Annotated in this window: 23 protein-coding genes; 12 read left to right on the top strand and 11 right to left on the bottom strand. The window is 53.5% G+C overall.

Translation table 11 applies throughout. From position 1 onward, the window contains the following. Positions 1-10: 10 nt before the first annotated feature. The 8 genes from W02_RS10000 to W02_RS09965 all read left to right on the top strand — a co-directional run bounded on the left by W02_RS10000 (position 11) and on the right by W02_RS09965 (position 9,245). A complete protein-coding gene (locus tag W02_RS10000) occupies positions 11-793 on the top strand; it encodes a MotA/TolQ/ExbB proton channel family protein (protein ID WP_173047260.1) in 783 nt (260 codons plus the stop codon). 34 nt (positions 794-827) lie between these two features. Then, a complete protein-coding gene (locus W02_RS09995) occupies positions 828-1,244 on the top strand; it encodes a biopolymer transporter ExbD (protein ID WP_173047258.1) in 417 nt (138 codons plus the stop codon). A 118-nt stretch (positions 1,245-1,362) separates the two neighbouring features. Next, complete coding sequence (locus W02_RS09990; protein ID WP_173047256.1) at positions 1,363-1,995, top strand: TonB family protein; 633 nt, start codon at positions 1,363-1,365, stop codon at positions 1,993-1,995. Positions 1,996-2,432: 437 nt separating this feature from the next. Beyond that, positions 2,433-3,164: a VPLPA-CTERM sorting domain-containing protein gene (locus W02_RS09985; protein ID WP_173047254.1), complete on the top strand. Its 732-nt coding sequence runs from the start codon at positions 2,433-2,435 to the stop codon at positions 3,162-3,164. 60 nt (positions 3,165-3,224) lie between these two features. Continuing rightward, positions 3,225-4,445: a substrate-binding domain-containing protein gene (locus W02_RS09980; RefSeq protein ID WP_173047253.1), complete on the top strand. Its 1,221-nt coding sequence runs from the start codon at positions 3,225-3,227 to the stop codon at positions 4,443-4,445. Positions 4,446-4,508: 63 nt separating this feature from the next. Beyond that, complete coding sequence (locus tag W02_RS09975) at positions 4,509-5,111, top strand: hypothetical protein (RefSeq protein WP_173047251.1); 603 nt, start codon at positions 4,509-4,511, stop codon at positions 5,109-5,111. A 686-nt stretch (positions 5,112-5,797) separates the two neighbouring features. Beyond that, the gene (locus W02_RS09970) at positions 5,798-7,261 is read left to right on the top strand and encodes a hypothetical protein (protein ID WP_173047249.1); all 1,464 of its coding nucleotides are present in this window, start codon (positions 5,798-5,800) and stop codon (positions 7,259-7,261) included. Positions 7,262-7,826: 565 nt separating this feature from the next. Then, the gene (locus W02_RS09965) at positions 7,827-9,245 is read left to right on the top strand and encodes a porin (protein ID WP_173047247.1); all 1,419 of its coding nucleotides are present in this window, start codon (positions 7,827-7,829) and stop codon (positions 9,243-9,245) included. A gap of 17 nt (positions 9,246-9,262) precedes the next feature. Here W02_RS09965 and W02_RS09960 read toward each other — a convergent pair whose 3' ends face one another. Together W02_RS09960 and W02_RS09955 are read right to left on the bottom strand one after the other, a co-directional pair. Continuing rightward, the gene (locus W02_RS09960) at positions 9,263-9,991 is read right to left on the bottom strand and encodes a hypothetical protein (protein ID WP_173047245.1); all 729 of its coding nucleotides are present in this window, start codon (positions 9,989-9,991) and stop codon (positions 9,263-9,265) included. Positions 9,992-10,019: 28 nt separating this feature from the next. Continuing rightward, on the bottom strand, positions 10,020-11,054 hold the full coding sequence (locus W02_RS09955; RefSeq protein WP_173047243.1) for a PstS family phosphate ABC transporter substrate-binding protein: 1,035 nt from the start codon (positions 11,052-11,054) through the stop codon (positions 10,020-10,022). Positions 11,055-11,357: 303 nt separating this feature from the next. Here W02_RS09955 and W02_RS09950 point away from each other — a divergent pair, with 303 nt between their 5' ends. After that, a complete protein-coding gene (locus W02_RS09950) occupies positions 11,358-12,047 on the top strand; it encodes a response regulator transcription factor (protein ID WP_173047241.1) in 690 nt (229 codons plus the stop codon). A 301-nt stretch (positions 12,048-12,348) separates the two neighbouring features. On the opposite strand, the gene W02_RS09945 is transcribed toward W02_RS09950, so the two are convergent. Continuing rightward, positions 12,349-12,759 (bottom strand): hypothetical protein, encoded by a 411-nt coding sequence (locus tag W02_RS09945; RefSeq protein WP_173047239.1) that lies wholly within the window; start codon positions 12,757-12,759, stop codon positions 12,349-12,351. 238 nt (positions 12,760-12,997) lie between these two features. On the opposite strand from W02_RS09945, the gene W02_RS09940 reads away from it, so the two are divergent. Continuing rightward, the gene (locus W02_RS09940) at positions 12,998-13,408 is read left to right on the top strand and encodes a hypothetical protein (RefSeq protein ID WP_173047237.1); all 411 of its coding nucleotides are present in this window, start codon (positions 12,998-13,000) and stop codon (positions 13,406-13,408) included. 558 nt (positions 13,409-13,966) lie between these two features. On the opposite strand, the gene W02_RS09935 is transcribed toward W02_RS09940, so the two are convergent. From W02_RS09935 to W02_RS09905, 7 genes are all read right to left on the bottom strand, one after another. After that, positions 13,967-14,677: a response regulator transcription factor gene (locus W02_RS09935; RefSeq protein ID WP_173047235.1), complete on the bottom strand. Its 711-nt coding sequence runs from the start codon at positions 14,675-14,677 to the stop codon at positions 13,967-13,969. 183 nt (positions 14,678-14,860) lie between these two features. Next, positions 14,861-15,592 (bottom strand): response regulator transcription factor, encoded by a 732-nt coding sequence (locus W02_RS09930; RefSeq protein ID WP_173047233.1) that lies wholly within the window; start codon positions 15,590-15,592, stop codon positions 14,861-14,863. Positions 15,593-15,648: 56 nt separating this feature from the next. Beyond that, complete coding sequence (locus W02_RS09925) at positions 15,649-16,146, bottom strand: CV_2116 domain-containing protein (protein WP_173047231.1); 498 nt, start codon at positions 16,144-16,146, stop codon at positions 15,649-15,651. A gap of 72 nt (positions 16,147-16,218) precedes the next feature. Next, the gene (locus W02_RS09920; protein ID WP_173047229.1) at positions 16,219-16,674 is read right to left on the bottom strand and encodes a DUF6328 family protein; all 456 of its coding nucleotides are present in this window, start codon (positions 16,672-16,674) and stop codon (positions 16,219-16,221) included. A 575-nt stretch (positions 16,675-17,249) separates the two neighbouring features. Continuing rightward, entirely contained in the window at positions 17,250-18,062 is an 813-nt protein-coding gene (locus W02_RS09915) for a 1-acyl-sn-glycerol-3-phosphate acyltransferase (RefSeq protein ID WP_173047227.1), read from the bottom strand. Continuing rightward, on the bottom strand, positions 18,035-18,796 hold the full coding sequence (locus W02_RS09910) for a GNAT family N-acetyltransferase (protein ID WP_173047225.1): 762 nt from the start codon (positions 18,794-18,796) through the stop codon (positions 18,035-18,037). The genes W02_RS09915 and W02_RS09910 overlap by 28 nt, the downstream gene beginning before the upstream one ends. Before the next feature lie 297 nt (positions 18,797-19,093). After that, the gene (locus W02_RS09905) at positions 19,094-19,240 is read right to left on the bottom strand and encodes a hypothetical protein (RefSeq protein ID WP_173047223.1); all 147 of its coding nucleotides are present in this window, start codon (positions 19,238-19,240) and stop codon (positions 19,094-19,096) included. A gap of 817 nt (positions 19,241-20,057) precedes the next feature. Between W02_RS09905 and W02_RS09900 the strand changes: the two genes are divergently transcribed. After that, positions 20,058-22,034, top strand: coding sequence for a PhoX family phosphatase (locus W02_RS09900; protein WP_173047221.1), 1,977 nt, complete (start codon positions 20,058-20,060; stop codon positions 22,032-22,034). 561 nt (positions 22,035-22,595) lie between these two features. Further along, positions 22,596-22,955 carry an HMA2 domain-containing protein gene (locus W02_RS22130; RefSeq protein ID WP_173047219.1) on the top strand — a complete coding sequence of 120 codons (360 nt, stop codon included), beginning with the start codon at positions 22,596-22,598 and terminating at the stop codon, positions 22,953-22,955. A gap of 1,138 nt (positions 22,956-24,093) precedes the next feature. On the opposite strand, the gene W02_RS09890 is transcribed toward W02_RS22130, so the two are convergent. Then, complete coding sequence (locus W02_RS09890) at positions 24,094-24,498, bottom strand: response regulator transcription factor (protein ID WP_173047217.1); 405 nt, start codon at positions 24,496-24,498, stop codon at positions 24,094-24,096. Positions 24,499-24,575: the final 77 nt, after the last annotated feature.

Genomic DNA, 24,575 nt, shown 5'->3' with positions numbered 1-24,575 from the left:
AGAAACGTGTATGGACATGAGTTCGGGAGGTGTCGCATTTGCCCTCAATCATGCGACGCTCGAGGGGAAAATCACGATCACAGTGCTCCTCTTGTTTTCGCTCGTGAGCTGGACGGTGATCATCAATAAGTTTCGTCAGTTGAAAAAAGCGAAAAAACGGAATGGACTGTTTTTGGGCTATTATTCAAAAGCCAAGAGTCCTCTGATCATTTTCAGCAAGGGCCCTATCAAGCAGTTGCAAGGCTCTCCCATGTACGATCTCTACTACGGGGGTTGTGAAGAGCTGAAGGTGCAGCAGGAAAAGTATGGGACGGTGAAGATTCCCCACCATGGAATGAGCGCAGTCCGGATTGCGTTGGAACGGGTGCTGGGCGAAGCTGCTGTCAGCCTGGAAGGCGGGCTGATCGTGCTGGCTACGGCGATCAGCGGCGGGCCGTTCGTCGGATTGCTCGGCACGGTCTGGGGTGTCATGGATACATTCTCCGGTATCGGTCGGGCCCAGCAGGCAAGCTTGACCACCATGGCGCCGGGGGTGGCCTCTGCCCTCATCGCGACGGTTGCAGGTCTGATGGTCGCGATTCCGTCTTTGTTTTGCTACAACTACCTCATCACCAAAATCAAGACGTTGACCATGGAATTGGACAATTTCGGCGCGCATCTTGAGACCGTGTTCATGACGGAATATCTCAGGCCAAAAGATCAATTCGAAGCAGCCGAGGAAGAATTGGAAGCGATGAGGCCCAGGAGCGCCAGCCAAGAGGAAGGCGATTCGATGGGCGCGGCAGCTCACTAGGCGATGCTCCGATCCTAAACGTCACGAGAAGAGCATGAGACGAATCTCCAGAAAATCCCATGGCGCCATTGCGGACATCAACATTACCCCATTACTCGATCTGGCCTGGGTGCTGCTCGTCATTTTCATCATTACCACCACTGCAATGGTGCAGGGGATAGAATTAAAACTTCCGGAATCAACGCCGCACGAGACGGAAATGGAAAGTAGCACGCCCACCATCTCGGTCAAAAAAAACGGCGACGTGTACATGGACGAAGAGCGCGTCAAGATCACGGATCTGGAAAAACTCATTCGCGATCTCAAGGCGGCCAAGGGAGGAAAGTTGCCGTTGGTGCTTCGCGGCGATTCCGGGGTCGAATATAAACATGTCGTCGCGGTGTTGGACATTCTTCAGCGGGTTCCTGTTGAAGACCTGGCCATTGCGACGAAGCCCATCAATGAGTCATGAAGAGTGTTGAGCCGTCCGTGTGCCTGCGGACGGGCTGGATGTCCCGTCGGAAATGATGGGATCCTCGTCCGGAGCCGATGCCGCCCAGAAGACTCTGAATCCATCACGCATATGAATCATGGCCGGTTATCGGGGATTCGAACAAAAGAAAAGCAAACTTGGGACAACCTTGGCGATTGTCGGCGCCATACATCTGGCGATCGGCGGTGGACTGTACTGGGTGTCGCAAACGGAATGGGGACAGAATCTTATCAAGGTCTACAAACTCAACGCATTCAAGAAGGAGGAGCCGCCTCCTCCGCCTGAAAAGGAACAGGAACCTGAGCCGGAACCACCCAAGCCGGAACCCAAGCCACAGGAAGCACCGCCGCCACCGCCGCCCCCCCCGGCAGAAGCCCCCCCTCCACCGAAAGCGTCCGATGCTCCCACTGCGCCACCGGTAGATGCCAATCCGTATGCGATCGGAAAAGGGCGCGGTAAATTCGCCGGCTACACCGACATCCTGACGGCGATGATCCAGGCCAAATATCAACAGCCGCCGGATCTCCCCGATGACCTTGAATATGCCGTGCTTTGTGAACTCGTCCTGGACCAGGAAGGTCGGGTCTTGCAGTACCGTCTCCTGACTTCGTCCGGTAGTCTTCTATTCGATCAATCCGCCGTCGATGCGCTAGCCAAGGTGACCCAAGTGCGCCCGCCGCCAGAAGGCATGGACCATACCGTCGTCATAAAGTTTTTCCCGCCGGCTTAATCAACTCCTGCGCTTCCATGTGATCCATTCTTGATCGAATCATTTACGGACTGTTTACCCTCTTAACAAATTATCCTGATCTCCCCGTAATCGATATCCGGTATGACTCTTCTCGGAACGCATGAGACTTCTTCTGGCCGGCCGGCGTCTGAAAGATTAGTGAGGATCAAGGTCCTCTCCGACGCAATGTAAATCGGTTGGGAGGCCAGGGGTCTTGAAGGTGGACATATTGATTTCCTGCCTGCCAGGAATACGAAAGGAGGTCAATCACGGGTGGAGGACTGCTTCATGATTAATCGCCGCGTCTTCAGCGCCCAATAGGAAGAGCACATGTACATATCAGCATGCGAGACCACGACAAGAGCACCAGTTGCGGTGAGAGAGTCCATGACAAACTGTGTCGTCAACTTCGAGACCGCTCAATCAAAGGAGGAAGTATGCAAGATAGCAAAGCGTTGAAATCCGTCGGACGTGCCGCTGCTGCAGCCGTGATGGGAGCTGCACTCATGGTGACCGGGTTGGGCAGTGAGGCTCAGGCGGAACAGTTTGGACCGGGGGACTTGGTATTGGTTGTCTATGGCAACAACACCGAGTTGGTGCAGAAAGTGGGAACGATCGGAGGGATTGCAAGCGGGATCTCGACGACGATTGACTTGTCACAAGTGGGAGGAGCCAACGCGCTTCAATATACGCTGCTGGGATTCAACCAGACGCCGCCGAGTGCTCCGAGCAATTTTCTCGCAGGCTCGAGCATTGCGGCTGAAACGTTCACTACGGGTCAAAAGGTGGCCATTACTCCTACCAACTATGTCAATCCGTTGGTGTCATGGGGGACCCAGCTGGTGACGGCGAACGACACGCGGCTCAACATTCCGAAGGCCGATGCATTGTCATTCAGCACCTTTCTCAATCAGTCAGGGAACAACAGCCTGAACGGCGGCTTCCCCGTCCGCATGTCTTCCGATGTGGATACGCTGCTCAATATCATCGGGCGAAACAATGCCCCGCAAGGGAACGTGGCATTGGCCAACCTCGGCACGGCCCTGCTGACCGCTGCCGGACAGTTTACGATTTCAGCCGTACCCATCCCTGCTGCAGCCGTGTTATTCGCGACAGGGATGATCGGTCTGGTCGGAGTGGCCCGCCGGTCTTTCAACATGACCGCGTGAGAGTGCAAACATTGTCGAAATGACAACATCACAAATTTTTTCTTGCTAAAGGAGTGCAACATGAACGGAACCACTAAAATGGCCTTGGCCTGTCTCGGAATGGTCAGCCTCGCGCTGGCCGCCGAATCGGCTCAGGCGGCGACCATCGTTCTCAACGGCACCGGATCTTCTGCCGGACGGCAATACGCCGGGCTGGCGCCGGTGTTTATCTGCGATGCGAGTCCTGTACCGACATTTTTCAAGGACAGTGCTAATCCACCGAATGAAACAGAGTGGCAGTGCAAGACCAACGGGGGAGCGGACGATCTCATCGTGCGGTACCACGCACTTAACTCGATCGCCGGATATCAACTCAACCAAGGTGCGTTTCCCAAGCAGACTAGCTTTATCAACACCGCCGCATCCACCTGCGCAGGAGCGACGACGGTTGTCATCGGTGGGAAAAATGTCAACCAGCGGGTGTGCTCTACGGTCGTCCTGGCCAATCAGAACGTGCATTGGGGCGCCTCAGATGTCCAGGCTGCCTCATTCCATCAGACTGGTGGCGGGGCAACCGGAATTGTGGCAGAGACGGGAGTGTCCAGCAATCCGGTCGTGAGCGTGCCGTTCTCGATCATCGTCGGCGGCAACGTGCGGCAATTCGTCTCAGGCTCGCCGCAGCCGCTCCAGAGTCTGACTCGGGAACAGATCGAGCAGATTTTTGCCGGGGCAGTGACGGATTGGACCACGCTTGGTCTTGCAGTCAGCGGCGGATCCAGCACCATCGATCTGTGTCTTCGATCTGCAGGGTCGGGAACGAAGGCGACGGCTGATGAAGTGCTCTTTGTTAACGCGAATGAGACGGATTTCCCGAGTCAACCATTCAATTCTGGTTCCGGGAATATGGCGACCTGCGTCTCTACTCATCCGAGTTCGATCGGTTATATCGACAGCGATAGCGTCCCCGGTTTGACAGGCGGCGCCTATGCGGTGAAGATCGGCGGAGCGTCGGCTCCCTCTGGTACTGCTGCATCAAAGTTGGATCTGGCATGCGGGCGATATCCCTTCTGGGCCAACTGGAATGTCGTGAAGCGTACGACCAGCCTGGATACCCTGACGGGAGTTGCTGGCACTCAGGCCAAACTGGATAGCTTGATCACCAATATGGTGGACAACAATCCGCTTCCCGGCTTCTGGGTCAAATTGTTCAGCGCGGCAACTCCGGAATCGTTCGTGCTGAAGAACCAAGACCGCGGCCCCATCAGCTACATCGGCGGTGGAGAAACGGCCTGCCGTCAGTAACGCTAAGACCGAGGTGGCAGGCCCGCTTGGCGTGGTCTGCCACCTTCTCACGAGGTGATCATCATGAATCTCTTTCGGAATCCGCCTCAGATACTCGCCGCCTGCGCAGGTATGGCTCTGTGGCTGGCAGCTTCTTCGGCTTACGCTTCGCTCGTCACGCAACTCGACTTCACCGGTGGATCGGTGGCGTTCAAACTGGGCAGCACGACCGTATTGAGTGAAAATTTTACCCAGAATGGAACGATCGTCATGGGCCAGTACCAACCCTTGCCCAACATCATTCCCCCCGTCACGGTTGCAGGTTATACATTCCAATTGTTCACGAGCGGTCCCAATCCTGTGCCGACCGGCAACACGAACGGTTCGACGATTACGTCGGATCTGACGTCGCTGTCGGCAGGCTTAACCGGACCGGGACTCGGATCGGGAGTGTCGGTCAATATTGGGGGTGAGGCGACGGGTGTATTTAATCCTTCCACCAACGCATTTGCGAACCTCAGTTGGATTGACTCGAATCCAATCCCAGGAAAAGGTTGGACGTCTCTCGTGTTCACGCTGAATGGTACTGCGCAGGTCGCAGTCGTGCCGTTGCCGGCGGCGTTCGGTCTCTTTCTGACCGGACTCTCTGGCATTGTTGCCGCACGTATGCGACGGTTCGCTGCATAGTATTCCCCCATCATTGCAGGGCGGCCGCGAGATCATTGGTCGCCCTGCCCGCTCAGATCACCCCGCACATTGCAAGCAGTCACGTAGTATTTCCATTGTGAGGAAGAACATGGCGCTTGGTGCTCAAGCACCAAGCGCGTTCTACTTCAGCGAATACTCATTCATCGCCTGCGGATTCTCTGCGCACGACAAACCGGAGCCTATTCCGTCCGACAGCTCCATTTCGATGCTACGTAAACATTCGCGCACGATGCGATCGTCCATACTGTGCTTGTAACTGACAGAGTCTTCGCGGGTGTCTCTGTGAACTCGCACATTCACACCTTCTATTATGTGATCCCGGACCATAGACCTGTTCAAGCCTGGAGTGATCAAAGTCGTCGTTGGTGCGATGAGTGAAATCATCGAAGCCGATGTCGACTCTTTCTGTTCACGGCAATGTCAGAAGATGCGTCGCATTGCTCCCGCCACGATATAGAACGACCTTAACTCTATTCTGTCTGATCGGTAGAGATTGGATGGCGAGTTTCGAGGTTTTATTTTCGTGAGTTAAACGTAATCAGAAGTACGTCGTTCATTAACTTTCTTGTAACATGAAAGAAACAGGCCTGGATGACGATGCGGCCATCACTATTTCACCCTTGCCTCGCGCGCTGCGCGTTGGCCGATAGAAAGGATGGAGCATCATGCGTATCGGAAAACAGCTGGTAATGGCAAGTGTTCTCGCGGTCGGGATGATTGTCGGAGGCGGCATGGCCAAACCTTCCGACGCCGCCCTGGTGACGCAACTCGAATTCACCGGCGGTGCAGTGAACTGGAACGGGAAACAGGAGCGCGTGGTCGAGCGGTCCTTCAACCGGGAAGGAACGATCAAGCTCGGAGAGTATCAATCCTGGGGAGAGATCGGAGGCTCCTTTCGAAAAGATGGAGCTAAGTACAGCCTCCTGACCAGCAATATTCTGGGTGCATCTGCACCTACCGCATCGATCGACGGGAATTCGATCTCACTGGACCTCTCCTCTCTCTTTCTCGCGCAGAAACAAGGGGGAGAAATCCGCCTCTGGAACATCGGCGGGAAGGCAACCGGACTCTACAATCCTGAGACCTCGGAGTTTTCTCTATCATGGAAGCATCTCTTCAAGGATCTCAACGATGACCGTGGCAGCCGCTATGGGCAGAAGAAATGGGGTGACAACGATGGCGGGGACCGTAAGGCCGGATGGGGAGGCGATCGCGGAGGGTATAATAATCGCGCTTCGTTCTTTCTTGAAGGCACGGTCGTCAATGATGCGCCGGCCCCTGTCGCAATTCCCGCCGCGGTGTACATGTACAGCACAGGGTTGTTGGGCATCGGGTTGGCGTGGCTGAAGCGACGTCCTCAAATGCTCACGGCGATGAAGGGTATGTTCACCTCCGTCCGAGGAGGTGCCGTTGCCATGGCGTTGGGAGCCATTGTCCTGATGGCGGGGATGGTCGGTGAAGCGCAAGCGATTCAGTTCGGTTCAGGCGACCTGGTCTTGGCCGTCTACGGCAATGAGACGGAACTCGTCCAGAAGGTGGGGACGATTGGCAGCTTGCCGAATGCGGGTATTTCCACCTCTATCGATCTGTCGGGTGTGGCCGGCCCGAATCCTCTCCAGTATACGCTGTTCGGGTTCACGCAAACGCCTCCCAGTGCACCCACAAGTTTTGTCGCTGGGTCCAGCCTTGTAGCGGGAAGCTTTACGGCAGCCCAGAAGATTGGCATTGCTCCGACCAACTTTGTGAATCCTCTGTTTTCATGGGGAACCCAGCTGGCCGCGATCAACGATACACGAACCCTCATTCCGAAGGCCGATCAGTTTTCGTTCACCAGCTTTCTGAATCTGTCAGGCAATAACTCTATGAACGGAGGATTCCCTGTCCGGACTTCTTCTGAAGTCGATACGTTACTCAACCTGATCGGTCGTCAGAACAGCGGCCAGGGAAATGTGGCGGTGACGGATTTGGGCACCGCGATGTTGACTTCGGCGGGGTTGCTGACCATCCCCGGTGCGTCGGCTCCTCCTGTTCCTGTGCCTGCCGCAGCCGTGCTCTTTGCGACCGGGATAATCGGTCTAGCAGGTATTGCTCGCCGGTCATGGGGGAACGGACAAATGTGTTCGGCATAATAAAACTCTCGTGCAGTGTCATGCCAATGGTTACAACCTGGCGGTGGCCACTTGAGTGAAGGCGACGGCAAGTGGCCGCCGGGCGCCAGATCTTGCGACCTTGGAAAAGGAATCTCGAGCGGATCATTCTTTTAAATTGTCAGATGACAGGTCAGATCCACGTCACCATCCACTATCGGTCTAGATGATGGAGCAGAGTGTGCGCTGTCTCTTAAACCGTGGCTCCTCACCCAGTTCGAATCTCACGGTTCGTAAAGGGTGCATCCCGGGGAGTCGGGCAGGACTCGAAACGATCCGCTAAGAAATTGTGCTGCAGGGGAGGTTGGAGAGTGTCCCGGAAGAACGGGGAAACCGCTGACCGATCAAACCCTTGTGAAAATGCCCCTAAAAGGCCTACTACGGTGAGCTCCTATGCCATAGATCCCCTGATCAAAATGATGCAGTAATCTTTTCGTTTCAATAGCAAGTTAACCCATCCTCGAACCTATCGTAACAGCCCCGTAATCGGTCGTTCATATTCTCCCCACGCCGCCGGGTGAGTGCCTGGCAATGAGGAGAATGTGGAATGAACAGGTGCAACAGGGGGATCCGGGTATGGGTGTGCATAGCGATGGCATGTGCATGGATGTCGGAAGGTATATCGGTAGCCGGTCAACTCGAGGACCTTCTCCTGGAAAACAAGCAGATCACGATCGATCAGTGGGTCAAACTGAAAGCCGAGGAGGAAAAGCGGGAAACGAAGGCCTTGGAAGAAAGCCGCGGGGTCGGCGATGTCCCGGTTCGTGAGCGCTGGTATGAAAAGATCAGCATCCGAGGGTATACACAATTGCGTTACAACCATAATATCAATAACGATGCGTTGGTCAGCACGCAGGGCGACCGTTCGATCGGGAAAAACGATGAGTTTTTTCTACGCCGCGCGCGGGTCATCTTCAGCGGGCAACCTCACGAACGGGTGTTCTTCTATGTGCAACCTGAGTTCGCCGGAGTAGTCAATGGGACCGAGCAAACGGCTGTCCTTCGTGATTTCTATGCGGATTTGTTTTTGACGGAAAATAAGGAGTGGAGAATTCGTGCCGGACTGTCAAAAGTCCCGTTCGGATTTGAAGTCATGCAATCCAGTCAGAATCGTTTGGCATTGGACCGGGATGATGCCATCAATTCAGGCGCACAAAACGAGCGTGATTTAGGGCTTTTCCTGTATTACGCTCCGACGACCATACGTGAACGGTTTCGACGCCTGGTCGAAAGCGGTCTCAAGGGATCCGGTGACTATGGCTTGTTCGGGATCGGGATCTATAATGGCCAGGGGCCGAACACGCGTGATCTCAATAAGAACAAACATGTGGTCTTCCACACCATGTATCCGCATGAATTTTCCAACGGGCAAATCCTCGAGATCGGCATGGACGCCTATACCGGCCAATATGTGGTATCGACGACGCCGGTCGTCGGACTCAATAACCTAACCAGCGGAGTTGCCACAAATCCTCTCATAACCAACGGCGGCAATTATCTGGACGAGCGTGTCGCCTGGCACGTCGTGCTGTATCCTCAACCGTTCGGATTTCAGGCTGAATACATGATCGGCAGAGGTCCGGAGCTCAATCAAGACCGCACGGAAGTCGTGATGGGCTCGACGAGAGGCGGATATCTACAGTTTTTCTATAACTATCGATGCGATAGCATCTGCAAAAATATTTTCCCATTCTTCAGGGTCCAGGAATATTTCGGAGGGAAAAAGTTCGAGGCGAACGCCCCAAGATATTCAGTCAGAGAATGGGAGCTGGGGTTGGAATACCAATTTAACCGGGCGGTCGAATTAACGGTCATGTACACGTGGACGCAGCGGACATCGTCAAATCCTGACGCGCTTCCGTTTAGCGCCTGCGGCGTTTCCACCTTCGGTGTCCCCTGTTCGCAGACGCCCTATCAGCTGCAAACAGGAAATCTTTTGAGATTCCAATTACAGTGGAACTTCTAGTGGACGAACCGGACATCCTACGGAACCGCTGCAGCTCCTGACCTGGCAGATCCGCCGGGAAGTTGTTGGTATCGCACGACGATCTCCCTCGGATCGCGCTCCCATAACCGACTCCAGCTGGCCGACGATGACGATTGCAAGGCGGCACGGGGTTCGAAGTCCAATCGGCCTTGTTGCGGAGCAATAGGAAGCATCGGGCTCAATCGGTCATCCGCTGTATCGGCGACGCCGATGTCGGCAATATAGTGCGTCGATGAGCGATAATTTCCTAGTATGAGATGTAAGAGATCGTCTTGCACATAGACTCCGCCGGAGGTCACTTCCCGGCTCCCTCCAGGCTCATCTTTCGAAAGATAAAAGGTGACCACTTCTTCGGGCATGGCTTTCCCTAATGATAAAGTAAGCAAGGGTGCCAGAAAATCAACCTTGCCGTCGTCGAACACATGGTGTCGGCGAGGTTGACTGACATCATCATAGAGGGGGAAACGAGTCATGGGTTCTTCAAGGATAACGCCGCGTAACACGGCGGCCATTTGGTCCGTGGCCATCGTGGCGGGATGATCATGCCCACTGCCTTTGGTGATCGTCCGATCAGCCTCCAAGCGAACAAAGGCATGAGGAGTGTCGTATACCGTCAGCGTTGTAAACTGCCGGGGAGAACAGCCCATGCTGATGGTCGCATAGATCACGAAAAAGACGGTGGCAGAGAAGCACTCGATATACCTAGGCGTCTTTGTCGGACTCATCACCCGAACAGTAGCCTGGATGGGGTGCTCAGTCACGAAGTTTTGGCGGTCCGTCTTCTGCAGCAGCACGAATCGGAGGAGCCCATGTCGCCCTCAGTCTTGAGATGTCGGAGGTGGGAAGGGGGTAATACCCTTTGGCCAGTACCACCTGCTGCCCTTGATAGCTCAAAGCCAGCTTCACGAATTCAGCGACGGCAGGGGACAGAGTGCTTTTAGGAGCCCGATTGATATACAGGTAGAGCGGTCTACGGAGCGGATAGGACCCCTCCATTGCCGATTGAAATGTGGGCTCGATGTACCGTCCCCCGGCCACCGAAGCGATCGGTACCGGACGTACATCAGACGTCCGATAGCCGATTCCCCCAAATCCGATGCCGTATCGATCCTGCGCCACCGCCATCACAACCGAGGCCGGGCCTGCCTTGATTTCCACCCGTTTTTTGAAAGGCGCATCGTTACAGACGTGTTCGCGAAAAAACGTGGTCGTACCGGAAAGACGATTTGGACTATAAAGCTTAATTGATGCTTCTTGATAATCTCCTTCCAGCAAAAACTCAGTCCAACGATGCAGATTATATGAAAGGCCTCGACGCCTCTCGTCGGAGAACAGCGCGTCAAGTTCGGCTAGGGTGAGGCCAGGCAACTTGTTATCCTTGTGAACATAGACGGCCAGTGCATCGATGCCCACGGGCACTTCCGTCGGTTCATATCCAAATTCTCTCTTAAAGTCCACGATCTCTTGAGATCGCATTTTTCTCGACATGGCGGCGACCGGTGCCTTTCCTTCGAAGAGTAGCGCCAGACCTTCTTCCGATCCACCGCTCTGAACTGACCCGGTCAGTAGCGGGTAATACGCTCGCATATCGGCGATCCAAGCTTCGCTTAAAGGTTTCATCGTTTCCGAGCCGACAATCAGCAGGTGCCCCGATATCGGGGCAACAGGTTGATAAGCGGGAATATTCGCGTCTATGTCCGGCTTTAATTGCGCAGACACCATAGGCAAGGTTGTGACTAAGCCCATGAGGATGACAAGGAGTGCTATGGTGACCTGTGGCCTGCTCATGTATTTGTTTCTATGAAGAACTCCCATGTGAAAGAAGACGAGATGCTTCTCCCCAAACGGTAGTCGTCACAGATTGCCTGAGGATCAATGGTGCGTTAATTCGACGTTAACTTGCTTGCGTCCTCATGGAAGAGATGTTTCGCCGGCACTACCTGCTAGCATTGCGGCATGGTTTCCTCCAACCTTCTCTAATGTTACGCACTGTTAACATCATCTTAATGAAAACTTTCCTCCTATGAACTCTGTAGTCCGCTACTATAGAGTCCGCTCGCGCAACGGGAAACGGTCACTATGCAGACTTCCATGGCGGCAACGAAGGGCACGATTCTGATTATTACGAACAGCGAATCTTCTCGATCCTCTCTCACAAGAATTTTTAGAGAATGCGGCTATGAGGTTTTGGCAGCATCCAATGCACGCACCCTCGAGACCATTCAACAGGATTCTCTCGCGTTAGTCGTAGCGGATCGCCAGGTCTGCACGGTGGACAAATTGCGCATGCATAAAGCGCTGAGAACCATGCCCATCATTTCCGTCGGCGCTCAAGCCCGGACCTATAGCGAAGACGAGTACATCGATGATTTGGAACGTGGTGCGGATCTTGTGCTCTTTAATCAAACCACCAGGGAACTCGTTGCACGCGTACGGGCTATTCTTCGTCGAAAGGAATCCTCGCTTCATCCAATTGCTTCATGTCAAGCAGGCGGGGTGCAAATGGATCTCGATCGGCATGAGGTTCGAGTGAACGGGAAACTGGTGAAGTTGACGCCAAAGGAGTTTCAAATCCTCCGGTGTTTCCTCGAGTCGCCGAGCCGTCTCTTTTCCCGTCAAGATATGCTGAACTGTGTGTGGGGAGAAGGATACGCATTGGAACAGCATGCCCTTGATGTTCACATTTGCTCTCTTCGCCAAAAGATCGAAGACAATCCTGCCAAGCCCAAACTCATCCTCACGGTGCGTGGCATCGGGTATAAGCTGAGAAGTGGCGTCTGATCGCTCCTCTGCTCGCTACATGATGCTATAGATTTGACGCGCTGGAAATACTCCTCAGCGTTGTGGACAGCTGTTAAAACGAACCGGGGGCGCCGGTCACTGCGGAAGACGGGCGAACAAAGGCATCTACAGAGACTGTTGAGAAAACTCTCGCACAAAATGACGGCGACAAGTATGCCTGTTTTTGGTGACACCGAGACGACGGTGAGTGGGAAAAATCGCTGTCCACTGTAGTGGCTAGAAGAGCCCGCCGAAACAACTGTTCGGGAAATTGGCATGAACTATTCGGTATGGAGCGAGGTCAGTAGGTGACCTCCTGCACGATCCCTTGTTCGTTGTATCGGATATGAATTTCTTTCTCGATCAGCCCCCGCTTCACGGACGGAGGGTCATCAGAATCCATTGAGCGTTGAACGGGCCTCGATGTAGTGACAGTGGTTCCGAAGGGACCGGGTTGCACCGTCGGAATTTCAACCGGAGTGGAAGGATGCTTCGAGGCCGTTGGTCGATACGTGGCCACAGGTCCGTTTTCGGTCATTTGCAGAAGATCCGGTTCGCCATAACGGCTCAGGACATCGGCTTTGGTCGTTTTCCCCGGTTCAATCCATTGAGTCTGTTCTGATGCGGTCACGCAGGAAGTGACACAGAGCAGGCTGCAAATTGTCAGGAATGATGCAGGGGATCCTATCCCCCGTCTTGAATGAAGAGTCATGAATTACCTCATTGGTTAAACATCCTTCTATCATCTGACAATGCAATATTCTACCAACCACCGGTAGGTTGCCGCAGGTAGATAAAAGGTTGGGGTAGATCGCCGCAAGCGGCGGCTTGGGCGCAAAGCGCATTTCCAAACGCAACATTCAACGTCATCGCGGGTATCTGACGTTCTTGGTCGGAGAGAGGGTCCATTAGAGTTAACCGGGTCGTAACACGATGTTGCCGCTCCTGTAATGACGATGGGAGACCATGTGCGGGTGGGATTCAACACTTGCAAGGTTTTGGGAACGGGTTTCACCGGCATGCTCGCGTTTGTAATTGTTGCCTGCAACAGTCCGCATCAATACATCGATGTCACATGCTCCAAGATGTCCGGCGAAACAATTTTAGACCGGGAAGTAGCCATTCAATGCCAGACGTTTCGCCAGGCTGAGGCTGCCACTGCGGTGTATCAGGAAGCAACGCTGTTGGTGAAAGCATACCGGAGTTGTTTGGAAAAATATGAGCAGACCCCCGCGCGATCAAAAGAATACTGCGCCCCATATCCGAAAGCTTTGCAGGAAATCGGTTTGAAGATCAATGAGGAACCTGAGTCATTGCCTTCACAAAACGCCGGCCGCACTACTTCGGTGAAGCCGCAGTAGACCGGAATCTTCCTCGCCACGTTCTTGGAAATCACGTATCAAGTGTTTCGATAGCGTCCGCATCGATATCGAATGACTGTGTCTTGCCAGCGTCCTCCCGTCCAGTCAAGTTAAGGAAAACGTTGCAAGAGCGCATATGCGTGAAGAGTGTTGAGATCGCCCTGGATTGATCGCACCGGTGCGGTCGGGAGCACAATCACGCCGGGTCCAGCCTCGCAGGATCTCATCCGCATCAAACGTGATGGCATAGGACGCACACTCGGACCGCCTCCCGTGAAAATCATATTCCCACACCGTGTCGCCGTTCTTGAGGCGTTTAAGTCGTTGAGGATACCCGAACTTGTGAATCAGCTCCGGTTGTGTCGTATGGCGGAGACTCTCTTCGAGATATTCAACATGGTAGTGTCCGCAAGAGAAAAGAATCGACGTGATTCCTATTAAAACCGGTAAAACTGCGAGGCGAAAAAGGGAACTCATTCTTAGACGGTATCGGAGGAACTCAGAGCACAGTCGGCGTACGATCCGGTAGCGAAGCCATCCTGCCCGCGACGGGCATCGTCACGCGTGCAGGTCCTGTTCCTTGAGCTTATAACCTACCGATTGGACCGAAAGAATCGCATCATTCAGGAGAGGAAGTTTTTGTTTGATTCGACGGACATGAACATCGACGGTTCTTGTGGTGCCATGATAGTCATAGCCCCAGACATTGTTGAGTAGAACATCCCGGGTGAGTACTCGTCCGGGATTTTTCAGGAGATGTTCGAGAAGGCCAAATTCCTTGACGGTCAACGTGATTTCCCGCCCTTGCACGGTGACCTCATGACGCGACACGTTCAGATTCAGATGACCATACCGATAGTCGCTCGCCTCACGGTCATTGGCTCGTTCCAGCCTCCTGAACAACGCCTTGATCCTGGCCATGAGTCCCCTGGGACTGAACGGTTTCGTCACATAATCGTCGGCTCCGAGCTCGAGGCCCACAATCGTATCCGATTCCTCGCTTTTTGCCGTGAGCATGATGATGGGAAGCATGGCCGTCTGCGGCATGAGACGGAGCTTCTTGCACACTTCCAGACCGTCAATTTCCGGGAGCATGAGATCCAACAAGATCAGGTCCGGACGGTTTGCTCTGACTTGGCGTAAGGCATCGGCGCCGTCCATTGCAATGAGAGTTCGGAAGCCTTCCTTCTCGACGTACATCTTCACCAACTGCAGAATGTCTTTTTCATCTTCGACGATGAGTACTTTTTTGCTGGGTGCATGGAACATGAAGACCCCCCCTTAATTTGCACAGCCTGACGACACGTGAGCTGGAAGACCTCCTTTTCCCTACAAGAGGAAAGCTGCAATATGGTTATGAACTTATTAAGGCGATGTTAAATAAGCGAGGTTCTGCGGGTCGGTCCGGAGTCGGTTAGTCACGATAGATAGAGGGGAACCCAGGAATTCGTTTCAATTAGTGTCGCATAACTTGTAGCCAAACCCTCTGACGGTGAGGATCAATGCAGGTTTGGCAGGATCTTGCTCAATTTTTCGCCGCAACCCATAGATATAGGTGTCAATCGCATGCTCATCAGTGTCACAGTCCTCTTTCCCTATTCTATTGAGCAGAGTCCGACGGGCAAAGACACGGCCAGGTTCTTGGACCAATACCTGTAAAACCTGAAATTCCATGCGGGTCAGATCGAGCAGCGTACCGTGGATGCGCGCCTCATAACGCTCGCGATGCAGGTAGATGCCTCCAGCAGTATATGAGACGGACCCGTGTACCATATTGTGACGGCGCATCACTGCTCGCACTCGAGCGACAAGTTCACGAGTAGGATACTCACAGACAAACCCATCCGCCCCGCGCGAAAGTACTTCTACCCATACATCCTCAGATCGATAGGCCTCTGGACCATCCATGGCGACAATGGGGATGGCGAATACAGCCTTGCGCAGTTTCGCAAAATCACACGCTTGACGGTGCGCGAGCAATACCGACGGGCGTGCCCATCTCAAGGTCTCGAGTGCAGAGGATTGATGAGCCGTTAACAAGACCTCGTAGCCCGCAGCTCGGAAATTCCGACCAAGTGATTCCCCTGTTCTTTCATGGGAAGTCACTATCAACACGGTTGGCTTGTCGGAACTTTCCGCCATCGTCATGGACATGGCCCCCAGACGTATACGCTCTCTAGGCATGAACTGCTTCCCATTGCTGGCCCCGCCGTCAAAACCCTTCCTCGATGCCACTCACTTCAACGGGGTCCGGCCGGGAGATGGCCGTCGATGATGTAGCGGCCATATTCAAACCCAGCTTCATGGGCAGCATGTTCTGTGGCATAGAACCGTCGTTCATCGATGAATTCGCCGGAAGGCGCAGTGTTATTCCGCGATATTATTTGGATACAAGCCCTCCACTGTTCTGGCCTGGTATTGCGCACCACAAAGGGCGCGGAACTAATCTCAGAATCTTTGTATTGTAAATACAGCATCCTCCCGACTTGGCCTCTGGGATCGGCGATGCGAACTCCCAGGACTTTTCCATCAATGATCTGTTTGCCATAGGCAACGCCGTGCCTGTCGGCTTCTGCTTCAGTGGGGTAACTGACCTCCTCAATGGTGAAATGTCGCATCGTCGTGCCATGTTCACCTTTTGCCGAGATGATGATGATTTCTGGTCGCCATTGCTGATTGAATCCCTGACGGGGAGCGCTCTCAATTGTGTAATACTTGTAGACAATACTCTGAGCCATGCAGGGCTCTGCGCGGATCTGTCCGGACAGAGAAATGGCAGAAGGATCAGATCACGAGTCCTTCAAGCCTTCTCATCCGTTATAGTGGTAATGCCGACGACCATAGACGAAGGGCGGAATGAACCAAACCCCTGTACAGACGATCGCCAGGAGGACTGATAGGCTCAAAGCCAATGCTTGGCTTTTTAATATCATCCATCCAATGAAATACAAATCTACAAGCATACAAAACATGAATGAAAGCCTGCCTGCCAATACAGCACGCGCCACAATCGTTTCGTCATGAGCGGGTCGTCTATGGCGAGACCACGGGGTCACCATCAAGGCGGCTGTGACGGCAACAAGAAAAGTTGCCATGAGGTGGAGATGACGCTGCTTGGGATCAAGCAATTGCCGGAAGTATAGGCTGGCCACCGCAACTTGAAATAGTAAGAGGATCTGGATACCAAATAAAATAGATTGACATTCTCGCAGCCGCGCAGACTCCATCTTGGAGCCAGGGCCATGAACACCGTCAAGTCGTCCCACGGAGAGTGTTCTCATCCTGCAGGTTAGCGATTGTTAGAACGCGAGGGATGTCCCTTGAACTATTCGTTCAGAAGTGCAGACCGTAAATAATGCCCTGCACGACCTAATTCTTCTCTTAAGTTCAAAAGCGAACTCAATGTGACCATTTGTACAAAATTGACTGAAAATAACGGTTACATCTCCCTCAAGACTTCATTACACTCACGGGATACATCGCTTCGAATCATGGATGTATCTCCCGTCCGTTAATCTGGGCGAGTTCGTCTCCGCATTCCCGCCATGAGCAAAGATCCTCAATTGGTCAACCGCTTGATTGCTGCCTTCGGCTTCTGAGGGGGCAGACACAGGAGCTGAATGTGCAATCGCACTAAGTGTTTCCATCTTCCTAGGTATTTCTTTCTCGTTGTTGGTGCGCCATCAGAACTCGCGACGGCCGGCGGGCCAGGACTCCTGCCCCGCTCCCACCTGCCTTTGAGAGCCCGGGGGCCTCTGACCAGTGAAAGGCAGAACTTGTTTGAAATGACGGAGTCAAGGCACCCTAAACCGGACTCGTTGCTCCGCAGGCTTGGACAGCATCATCTATGGGCACACTCAACCTGTGATCCGGCTGCATGCGCAACCGACCATGGGCATTCCGTGTGACTGACCTTCGCCAAGATCGCGGTCCGGGCATGTTGTGAGAGCTCATGACGGTCGAACTGCGAACTGGATAAGGGGGGCATGAAATGGAGATTGAGATACAGCACTGGGAGCGTCAGGACGTTCCATATGGAAGCCAACAACGTTTGATTCCCTACGAATGCGGCTCTGAAACACGGATGACCATCGGAGGTCTGATAGCTTAGGGCCACGGGACAGACAGCGGAGCGACTGGTCACTGCTGATTCGAAAAGACCGGAATGGAATCTTAAAACCGAACGGCCACTAGAAGTCGTTCCTTCAGGAAAGAGCCCCACAGATTGGCCGCCCTTCAACGCAATGTGTAGAGACCGGTTAATGGGAATGAGCTCACTGGGAGAATTCCGCTTGATGAACAGCGTGTCAGCTTGCTTGGCCAGCCAACCCACGAGCGGCCATCGGCGAACCTCCGATTTGGCAACGAACCGGACCCGCTTGACGGCATTGAGCCCCAAGATATCGAGCCAGGAAACGTGATTGGCGGCGAACAAGATGGCTGGAGCAGAAGAGGGGACATCGCCATGAATGCGCAGTCGAACATTCAGGATGGCTAAACAGGCGCGCGACCATTGTTGAATCATTACGTCGCGTTCATTTGGATCGGCATGGCGGAAATGTATGGCCGTGATCAACGCGCCCTTGACGATATGCCATGTGAGGCGCAGTCCCCGGACGAATCCGCTTACGCTGCGGATAATTCGTTCGAACATGGCCGTCCCATGAAATGCCGCGCATACCGAGGGTTCATTTTCGATAATGGTAGGAACATGAGCAGGTCGGCGGTGTTGAACTGGCAATCCCAAGCGAGCTCGCCGCAGACATAGGCTCCGAGCCTGACGTACCCCTTGATCAGTGGCGGCAGAGCTTCGAAAGGGATAGGGGCAGCCGATTTGACAGGAAACGGCACTCTGGGGAACACACGCCAATGCTCGGGAGCGAGACAGTGTTCCTTCAGAGTGAGATATGTCCTGCTCGCCGTTATACCGCCATCGTCAAGTCGAATACTCGCGCACCCCATAAGATATTCGTACCCGCGCGTCATCATATATTGAGCAAGGCCGGACCACAGGAGCGTGATAACAGCGCCCTCGCGGTAGCCTTGCCGAATGCAAGACCGTCCGACCTCGACGATGCGAGGAACCAATGTCATAAGATTGTGCAGATCGAACTCATCCTGGGAATAGAACTTTCCGGCCTCTTGGGCCTTCCATGACGTAAGAATCCGATAGGTTCCCACCACCTGATTCTCTGCTAGATCTCGCACAATCAGATGATCGCAATACTCGTCGAGTTCATCATGGTCAATCTCGTGATCCAGAGAGCTCAATGATGCACCACATTCTTCAGCGAATACTTCATACCGCAAGCGCTGAGCGGCACGTACCTCATCCTGTGTTTTCGCCAGGCCCATCGATAGTCTTCTATTGCAGGGCTGTGCCATCATCTCCTCCTTCAAGCTGGGATAGCTGTCTTTCCTACAGCTTGGCCGACCCCTGTAACGAAAGTGTAATACCACGATGTCGTGAGAGTTAATTCTGGGACGGTGTCGACAGGTTCTCAGGTTGGTCAGTGATGTGGATTGGAGCGGATGCGGTCACTCACCTACAAAATAGCGATGGAATTGGTACGGCAGCAGTTGCCTGCTCCATGCAGGGATGCCGTTTGCAGGTGAGCCTTGCGAGCAAGAATTCATCAGGCAGGATTCTGGTCCGGTATTCCCAATCGGCAGTGGGTCTCCTGTTTAGGCCGCTTTTTTGAGGGGTTCATGAAGCTCGGTCAAGGTGAGCCGATTCACACGCCGCTTTTCAGCTTCACTCTCTCTTGCCATGCCATGAGCGAGGACCAATACCAACGCTGTCATCGTGACAAACCCGATAATCACTACCATCTTCTCCTCCTTGTAAGAGATTGAACAGGATCAGCCACCGTCTTTCAGATGAACTCAAAATGCAAAGGCAATACCCGGAAGCTTTTCCTGCACATGTAACTCAGAATTCATAAGGAGGTTACGCGTTGGTAATCGAGAGTTCAAAAACCTCTCGCGGTCAACGCCGCAGACGCACGTTGGGATGAAAATTGTCCGTATGATCCATGGTCCGCCTCTGTTCTGTGTGTGCATTGCTGTGCAATTGATGCCTATGAATGCTCAAAATTGATGCTCGAGCCGGCGGTATGGCGTGATCAGTTCTTCACTGGTCGCACACTCAAACGCCCCTAGGAACTTCTTTCTCTCCGAAGGCCACTGCCAACCCAGAGCAGGCGCGTTGGCCACGGCATCGTTACCGCACTGTAGGTTAGCCGGCTGATCAATCGCCCTGGAACATCCTCATTCGGCCGATGTTGTAAGTCCCACCTTTCTGAATACGGCGTGCATCGAATGTCGGCGCGAGTGCTCTGGACTTCTTCGTCTTAGTGCAAAAAATCGAACAACATCGATCGTTACGGTTTTTTAATTGCGGTGAGACCTGTTCGTAACCACCGCTTGGGAGATTGCCGGCCACATGTTGTGCGACGCAGAGAGGACTGCAGCTTCGATGCGCGCGGCGTGTTTTCAAGGATAACGGCATTGACCAAGGTGAGATCGATGGCTGCGTAGAAGCGCTGACCATGCGCGCACCGTCACAGCCCAAAGCTTGTGCTGTTTGATTCGCCCGGATTTTTGAACTGCGTCATGGTGTGCACATTTCTTAATAAGGAGATCTCCAATGAACAACACTGCTGATGACAAGGGCTGTAACGAATCCAGCAATGAACACTTTCAACACATCCTGGATGCCCGTCTTTCACGGCGTGGATTGCTGACCGGCGGCTTGGCCGCAGCGGCCGCGCTTTCCTTTGGTGGCATGGACGCCCTCCTGCGGGCTGTCCCCGCATCGGCTCATGAGCGGAGACGACCGCTTCTCGGGTTTCGAGGAATTCCCGTTTCGGATGCCGATACCGTCACCGTGCCGCCAGGCTACACGGCGGAAGTCCTCATTGCATGGGGCGATCCTCTGTCGCACGGGCCGGCCTTCAAGCAGGATGCGAGCAATAGCGCGGCCGACCAGGCCAGGCAGTGGGGCATGCACAACGACGGGGTCGTGTACTTTCCGATCATCGGATCGCAGCGCGGCTTGCTGGTCCAAAATCATGAATACACCGACGACGGGCTGCTGTTCCCGGACGGCATCGCGAGTTGGAGTCAGGAAAAAACCAACAAGTGCCTCAACGCCCACGGCGTCTCGATCATCGAAATCACGAAGCGAAGCGGTTTTCCATGGGACCGGAGAAGAAGGCGCGGCGACTGGGATGTCGTCCGTCCATCGCCGTTCGCCCGGCGGATCACCGGCATGACTCCGATTGCGATCGGCGGACCTGCCGCCGGAGATCCCAAGCTCAGAACCACTGACGACCCGACAGGCACAAGAGTCCTTGGAACGTTGAACAATTGCGCGATGGGGTTCACGCCGTGGGGCACCTATCTGGCGTGCGAAGAAAATTTCAACGGATTCTTCCAAAAAACAATGCCGAAGAACCAGTTGGAGAACCGCTACGGGATTGCGCCATTCAACTCAGGACTCCGCCTGTTTACGACAGATCCGAGATTCAACGCCGACGTCGAGATCAATGAACCGAATCGCTTTGGGTGGGTGGTCGAAATCGATCCGTTCAAGCCTAATACGATGCCGGTCAAACGGACGGCTTTGGGCCGGCTAAAACACGAAGGGGCGTGGGTCCAGGAAACAAAAGACGGCAAGGTCGTCGTCTATATGGGAGACGACGAACGAAACGAATATATCTATCGGTATGTGTCGAATAAGCCATGGCGCAAGGCCCGTCTGTTGGGGATCAACCCGCTCGACGACGGGATCCTCTATGTCGCGAAATTCAAGTCCGACGGAACGGGTGAGTGGCTGCCCTTACTTCCGAGCAATCCCGCCTTGGCCGCGGCGGGTTGGTCGCTGAACGATATTCTGATCAACACACGGGGCGCGGCCGACGCCGTCGGCGCGACCATGATGGATAGACCGGAGTGGATCGATACCTTCCCGGAATCGCTCACGGCCATCGCGACGCTCACCAACAATAACCGACGCGGAACGACTCCGGAGTCGTCGAATAATCCAGACGGCAGCACGGCGGCCGGATCCGCACGTCCTTCTATCGATGCGGTCAATCCCCGCGTCAACAATGTGTACGGTCATATCATTCGCTGGTTTTATGCCCGCGACTTTTCGGAGCCGACGTTCAAATGGGACATCTTCGCGCTCTGTGGAGATCCGGCCGACCCGACGCATGGCTCCACGATTGTCGGTGATAAGTATGGTTCTCCGGACGGCCTCTATGTCGCGCCCAGCGGGCGCCTTTGGATCCAAACCGACGTCTCGACCTCCACAATCAACAGCGGCACATATGCCGGATTCGGCAACAATCAAATGCTTTGTGCCGATCCGGGAACGGGGGAAACCCGACGATTCCTCGTCGGTCCCAAACAGTGCGAAATCACCGGCGTCTTTACCACGCCGGACGAGAAAACCATGTTCGTCGGCATTCAGCATCCTGGGGAGACGCCGACCGAAGCGCCCAACGATCCTGCCAATCCCAAGGCGTTCAGCTCGTGGCCGGACGGCGCCGCCGGCAGCCGGCCACGCTCATCCTGTGTCGTCATTACGAAGGATGACGGGGGAGAAATCGGCAGCTGATTGATATCGATATGGAGTGGCGTGCGACTGATCGAGGCACTTGCTCCAGGCCGCTATGTTGGCAGACCAAGATACTCACTTGGAATTGCATCGGGAATTTCATGTCTGCATCCAGCGAAGTGAGTGATCGGTCACAAGAGAGGAAGGGATCCCGCCATGCGTAGCTCGCGGCTCGTTCTTTTGATCGAACGAGCCGCACGGCAAATCAAGCCATCTCGCAAACATCTGGCGAAGTAATAGGCTCGGCGATACGGGCAGGGTAGGGACAGGCCGAAGCTCCGAACGAACCGAATCCATACGTAGCGTAGCATCGGGAGTGCGTCGTCACGCTACGTGAGGCGACGGGGCACTGTCCTGTCCACCCTCCTTCACGCCAAAATGTACTTCGAAACAGAGTGCAGCGAAGCCTCGCAGTACAGCAGTAACTTGGCAGGATAAGAGGCTGGTCTAACGGCAATTTACCGGAAATTAATCGTAGTAAGGCAGTGTTGTAATTTTGAAGTTATAGAGTCTACGAGAGATACAGCTCCTCAATCATAGACCTAGACAGGGTGAATACAGATGCTTAAGAACATTTCCTCTTATCTCCATATGACAGATGGGCGTCTTCGAGTGAAAGTTCTGGGCATAAGACGATCGCCGGGGAAGAGTTTGCATGTTGAACGGTTGCTCAGGTCTCTGAGGGGAGTTACGGACGTTGCCGTGAACCCGACAACAGGCAACGTCTTAGTATTATTCGACTCGGAAAAAGTGACACACGAAACAATTCTTCATACCCTTAAAAACGCAGGGTATCTCCGCGAACAATCAGTCAGCTCATCCTTTCTATTCACTCCAGGGCTCGTTGATACTTTGTCCCAGGCCGTTGGACGATCAATGGCAGAGGCCTTAATGGAGCGCACCATCATATCCCTATTTTGATCTCGACACTCCGTTGCTCCGCAGCGGACGGATTGAGTTGCCTGTCGCCACTGCCGCAGAACCTTCACTAACCAGGGTGAGTGAGTCTTGGCGGTTCGGTTCAAAATGAAGGAGGTGCTAAAAGAAAACCCCAGATAATCATGCCATGCTGGGTAGCTGTTTTGTGAGAGGGCGGAAAACTGCGGATGCCAGAAATACCAAGAAGAACCGGAAGAGCAAGGGCACGAGCAAATGAATTGGTCGTGAAAAGCCGCAAGCCTCCCATTGCTTCAGCGAAGGAGAATTCTCATTCTGAGCAACTCTCCATATTGAGAGTGTCAGTAACAGCATCAGGCAGGAAAGCTATACGGCATTTCGTCCTCGGTTGTGCGTAGGCCCATAGTCTCAGCCTTTTGTGACTAACATCATAGGCTGCGGTGCCATGGCGACACCTAGTGCCTTCTTATCAGTATAAAGTCGAGAACGCATTCCACAATGTGGGAGGAACATCATGCGATGCAGGCGTTGCGCCGGGTTAAAGATCTCTGAAGAGATACAGGACGGCGGTCTAAGAGTTATGGCATATCGTTGCATACATTGCGGGGACATTAGTGACAATAAAATATTGGTTAACCGAGCTCATGTTCGCCCTCCTCGAATTAAGCGGCCACGGCAACCTGTATTTCAGGATTTACGCACGTAAGAGTCCTGACCATGTACGTTCAGATCCGAACTTTTCCTTTTTGAAGAAATTGGGCGTCTCTTTTTACGAGCTCTCAAGGGCGCATAACGCAACTGTCCTAGCAGTACCTGGAGCGCCTCTACTCCTCGGAGAATGAAATTCAAGAGAGATCCTGTTGAGTGGATTCAAAGCAAACGAGCACATTCTGGGAGATTTTCGAGGCGGTCGATGTGTTTCGCTACGGAACTCTTCTAGCCATCCTGTTCGCTATATTGGAAATATGTTGGGCAGGTTTTCTATGGGAACAATTTAATACCCCTCCTGCCATTAACAATGTTTATATTTGGATGGCTACGAGTATTGACGCTCTCATATCGACAGTGTTTTCGTTGGACCGGTATAAATATTTGAGTCAGCCAGTAAGATGTTTTCCATTTCTAAACTAGACCAGTAGGACGCCGATGACATCGGTGATATTCAAAGCATTGCCTTCATAATTTCCGCATACAATTCCCTACAAGCAGATTCTTTAGACAGTAAGTTGAACGCTCCGGCTTTCATCATCGCCGTTTGCATTTCCGGACAGACTTCTAAGGAGAGGCCGATGATGATAGTGGCGGGATACTGTCTTTTTATGATGCTCGTTGCCTCGAGACCATCCATGATTGGCATATTGACGTCGATAACTACAATATCCGGTTCCCACACCTGGACGCTATCCACGGCTTCCAGTCCATTTCCTGCTTCCGCCACCACTGTTATATCAGCGTAACTTTTAAGAAGCTCCCGCAGTTCTTGTCTCATCAAGAAATGATCGTCAACCAGAAGCACTCTAATGGATGGATTAGCCACAATGTCCCTGATGATGCGACGTGCTTTCACGGCCTAGATTTCTGTGATCCTCATATGCGTCAATGTTGCTCCGGCGATCACACGTGTTGAGGGCTATTCCGTGACTA

The organism is Nitrospira sp. KM1 (genome assembly GCF_011405515.1).
Lineage (GTDB): Bacteria > Nitrospirota > Nitrospiria > Nitrospirales > Nitrospiraceae > Nitrospira_C.
This window is presented reverse-complemented; position numbering and strand designations above follow the sequence as displayed.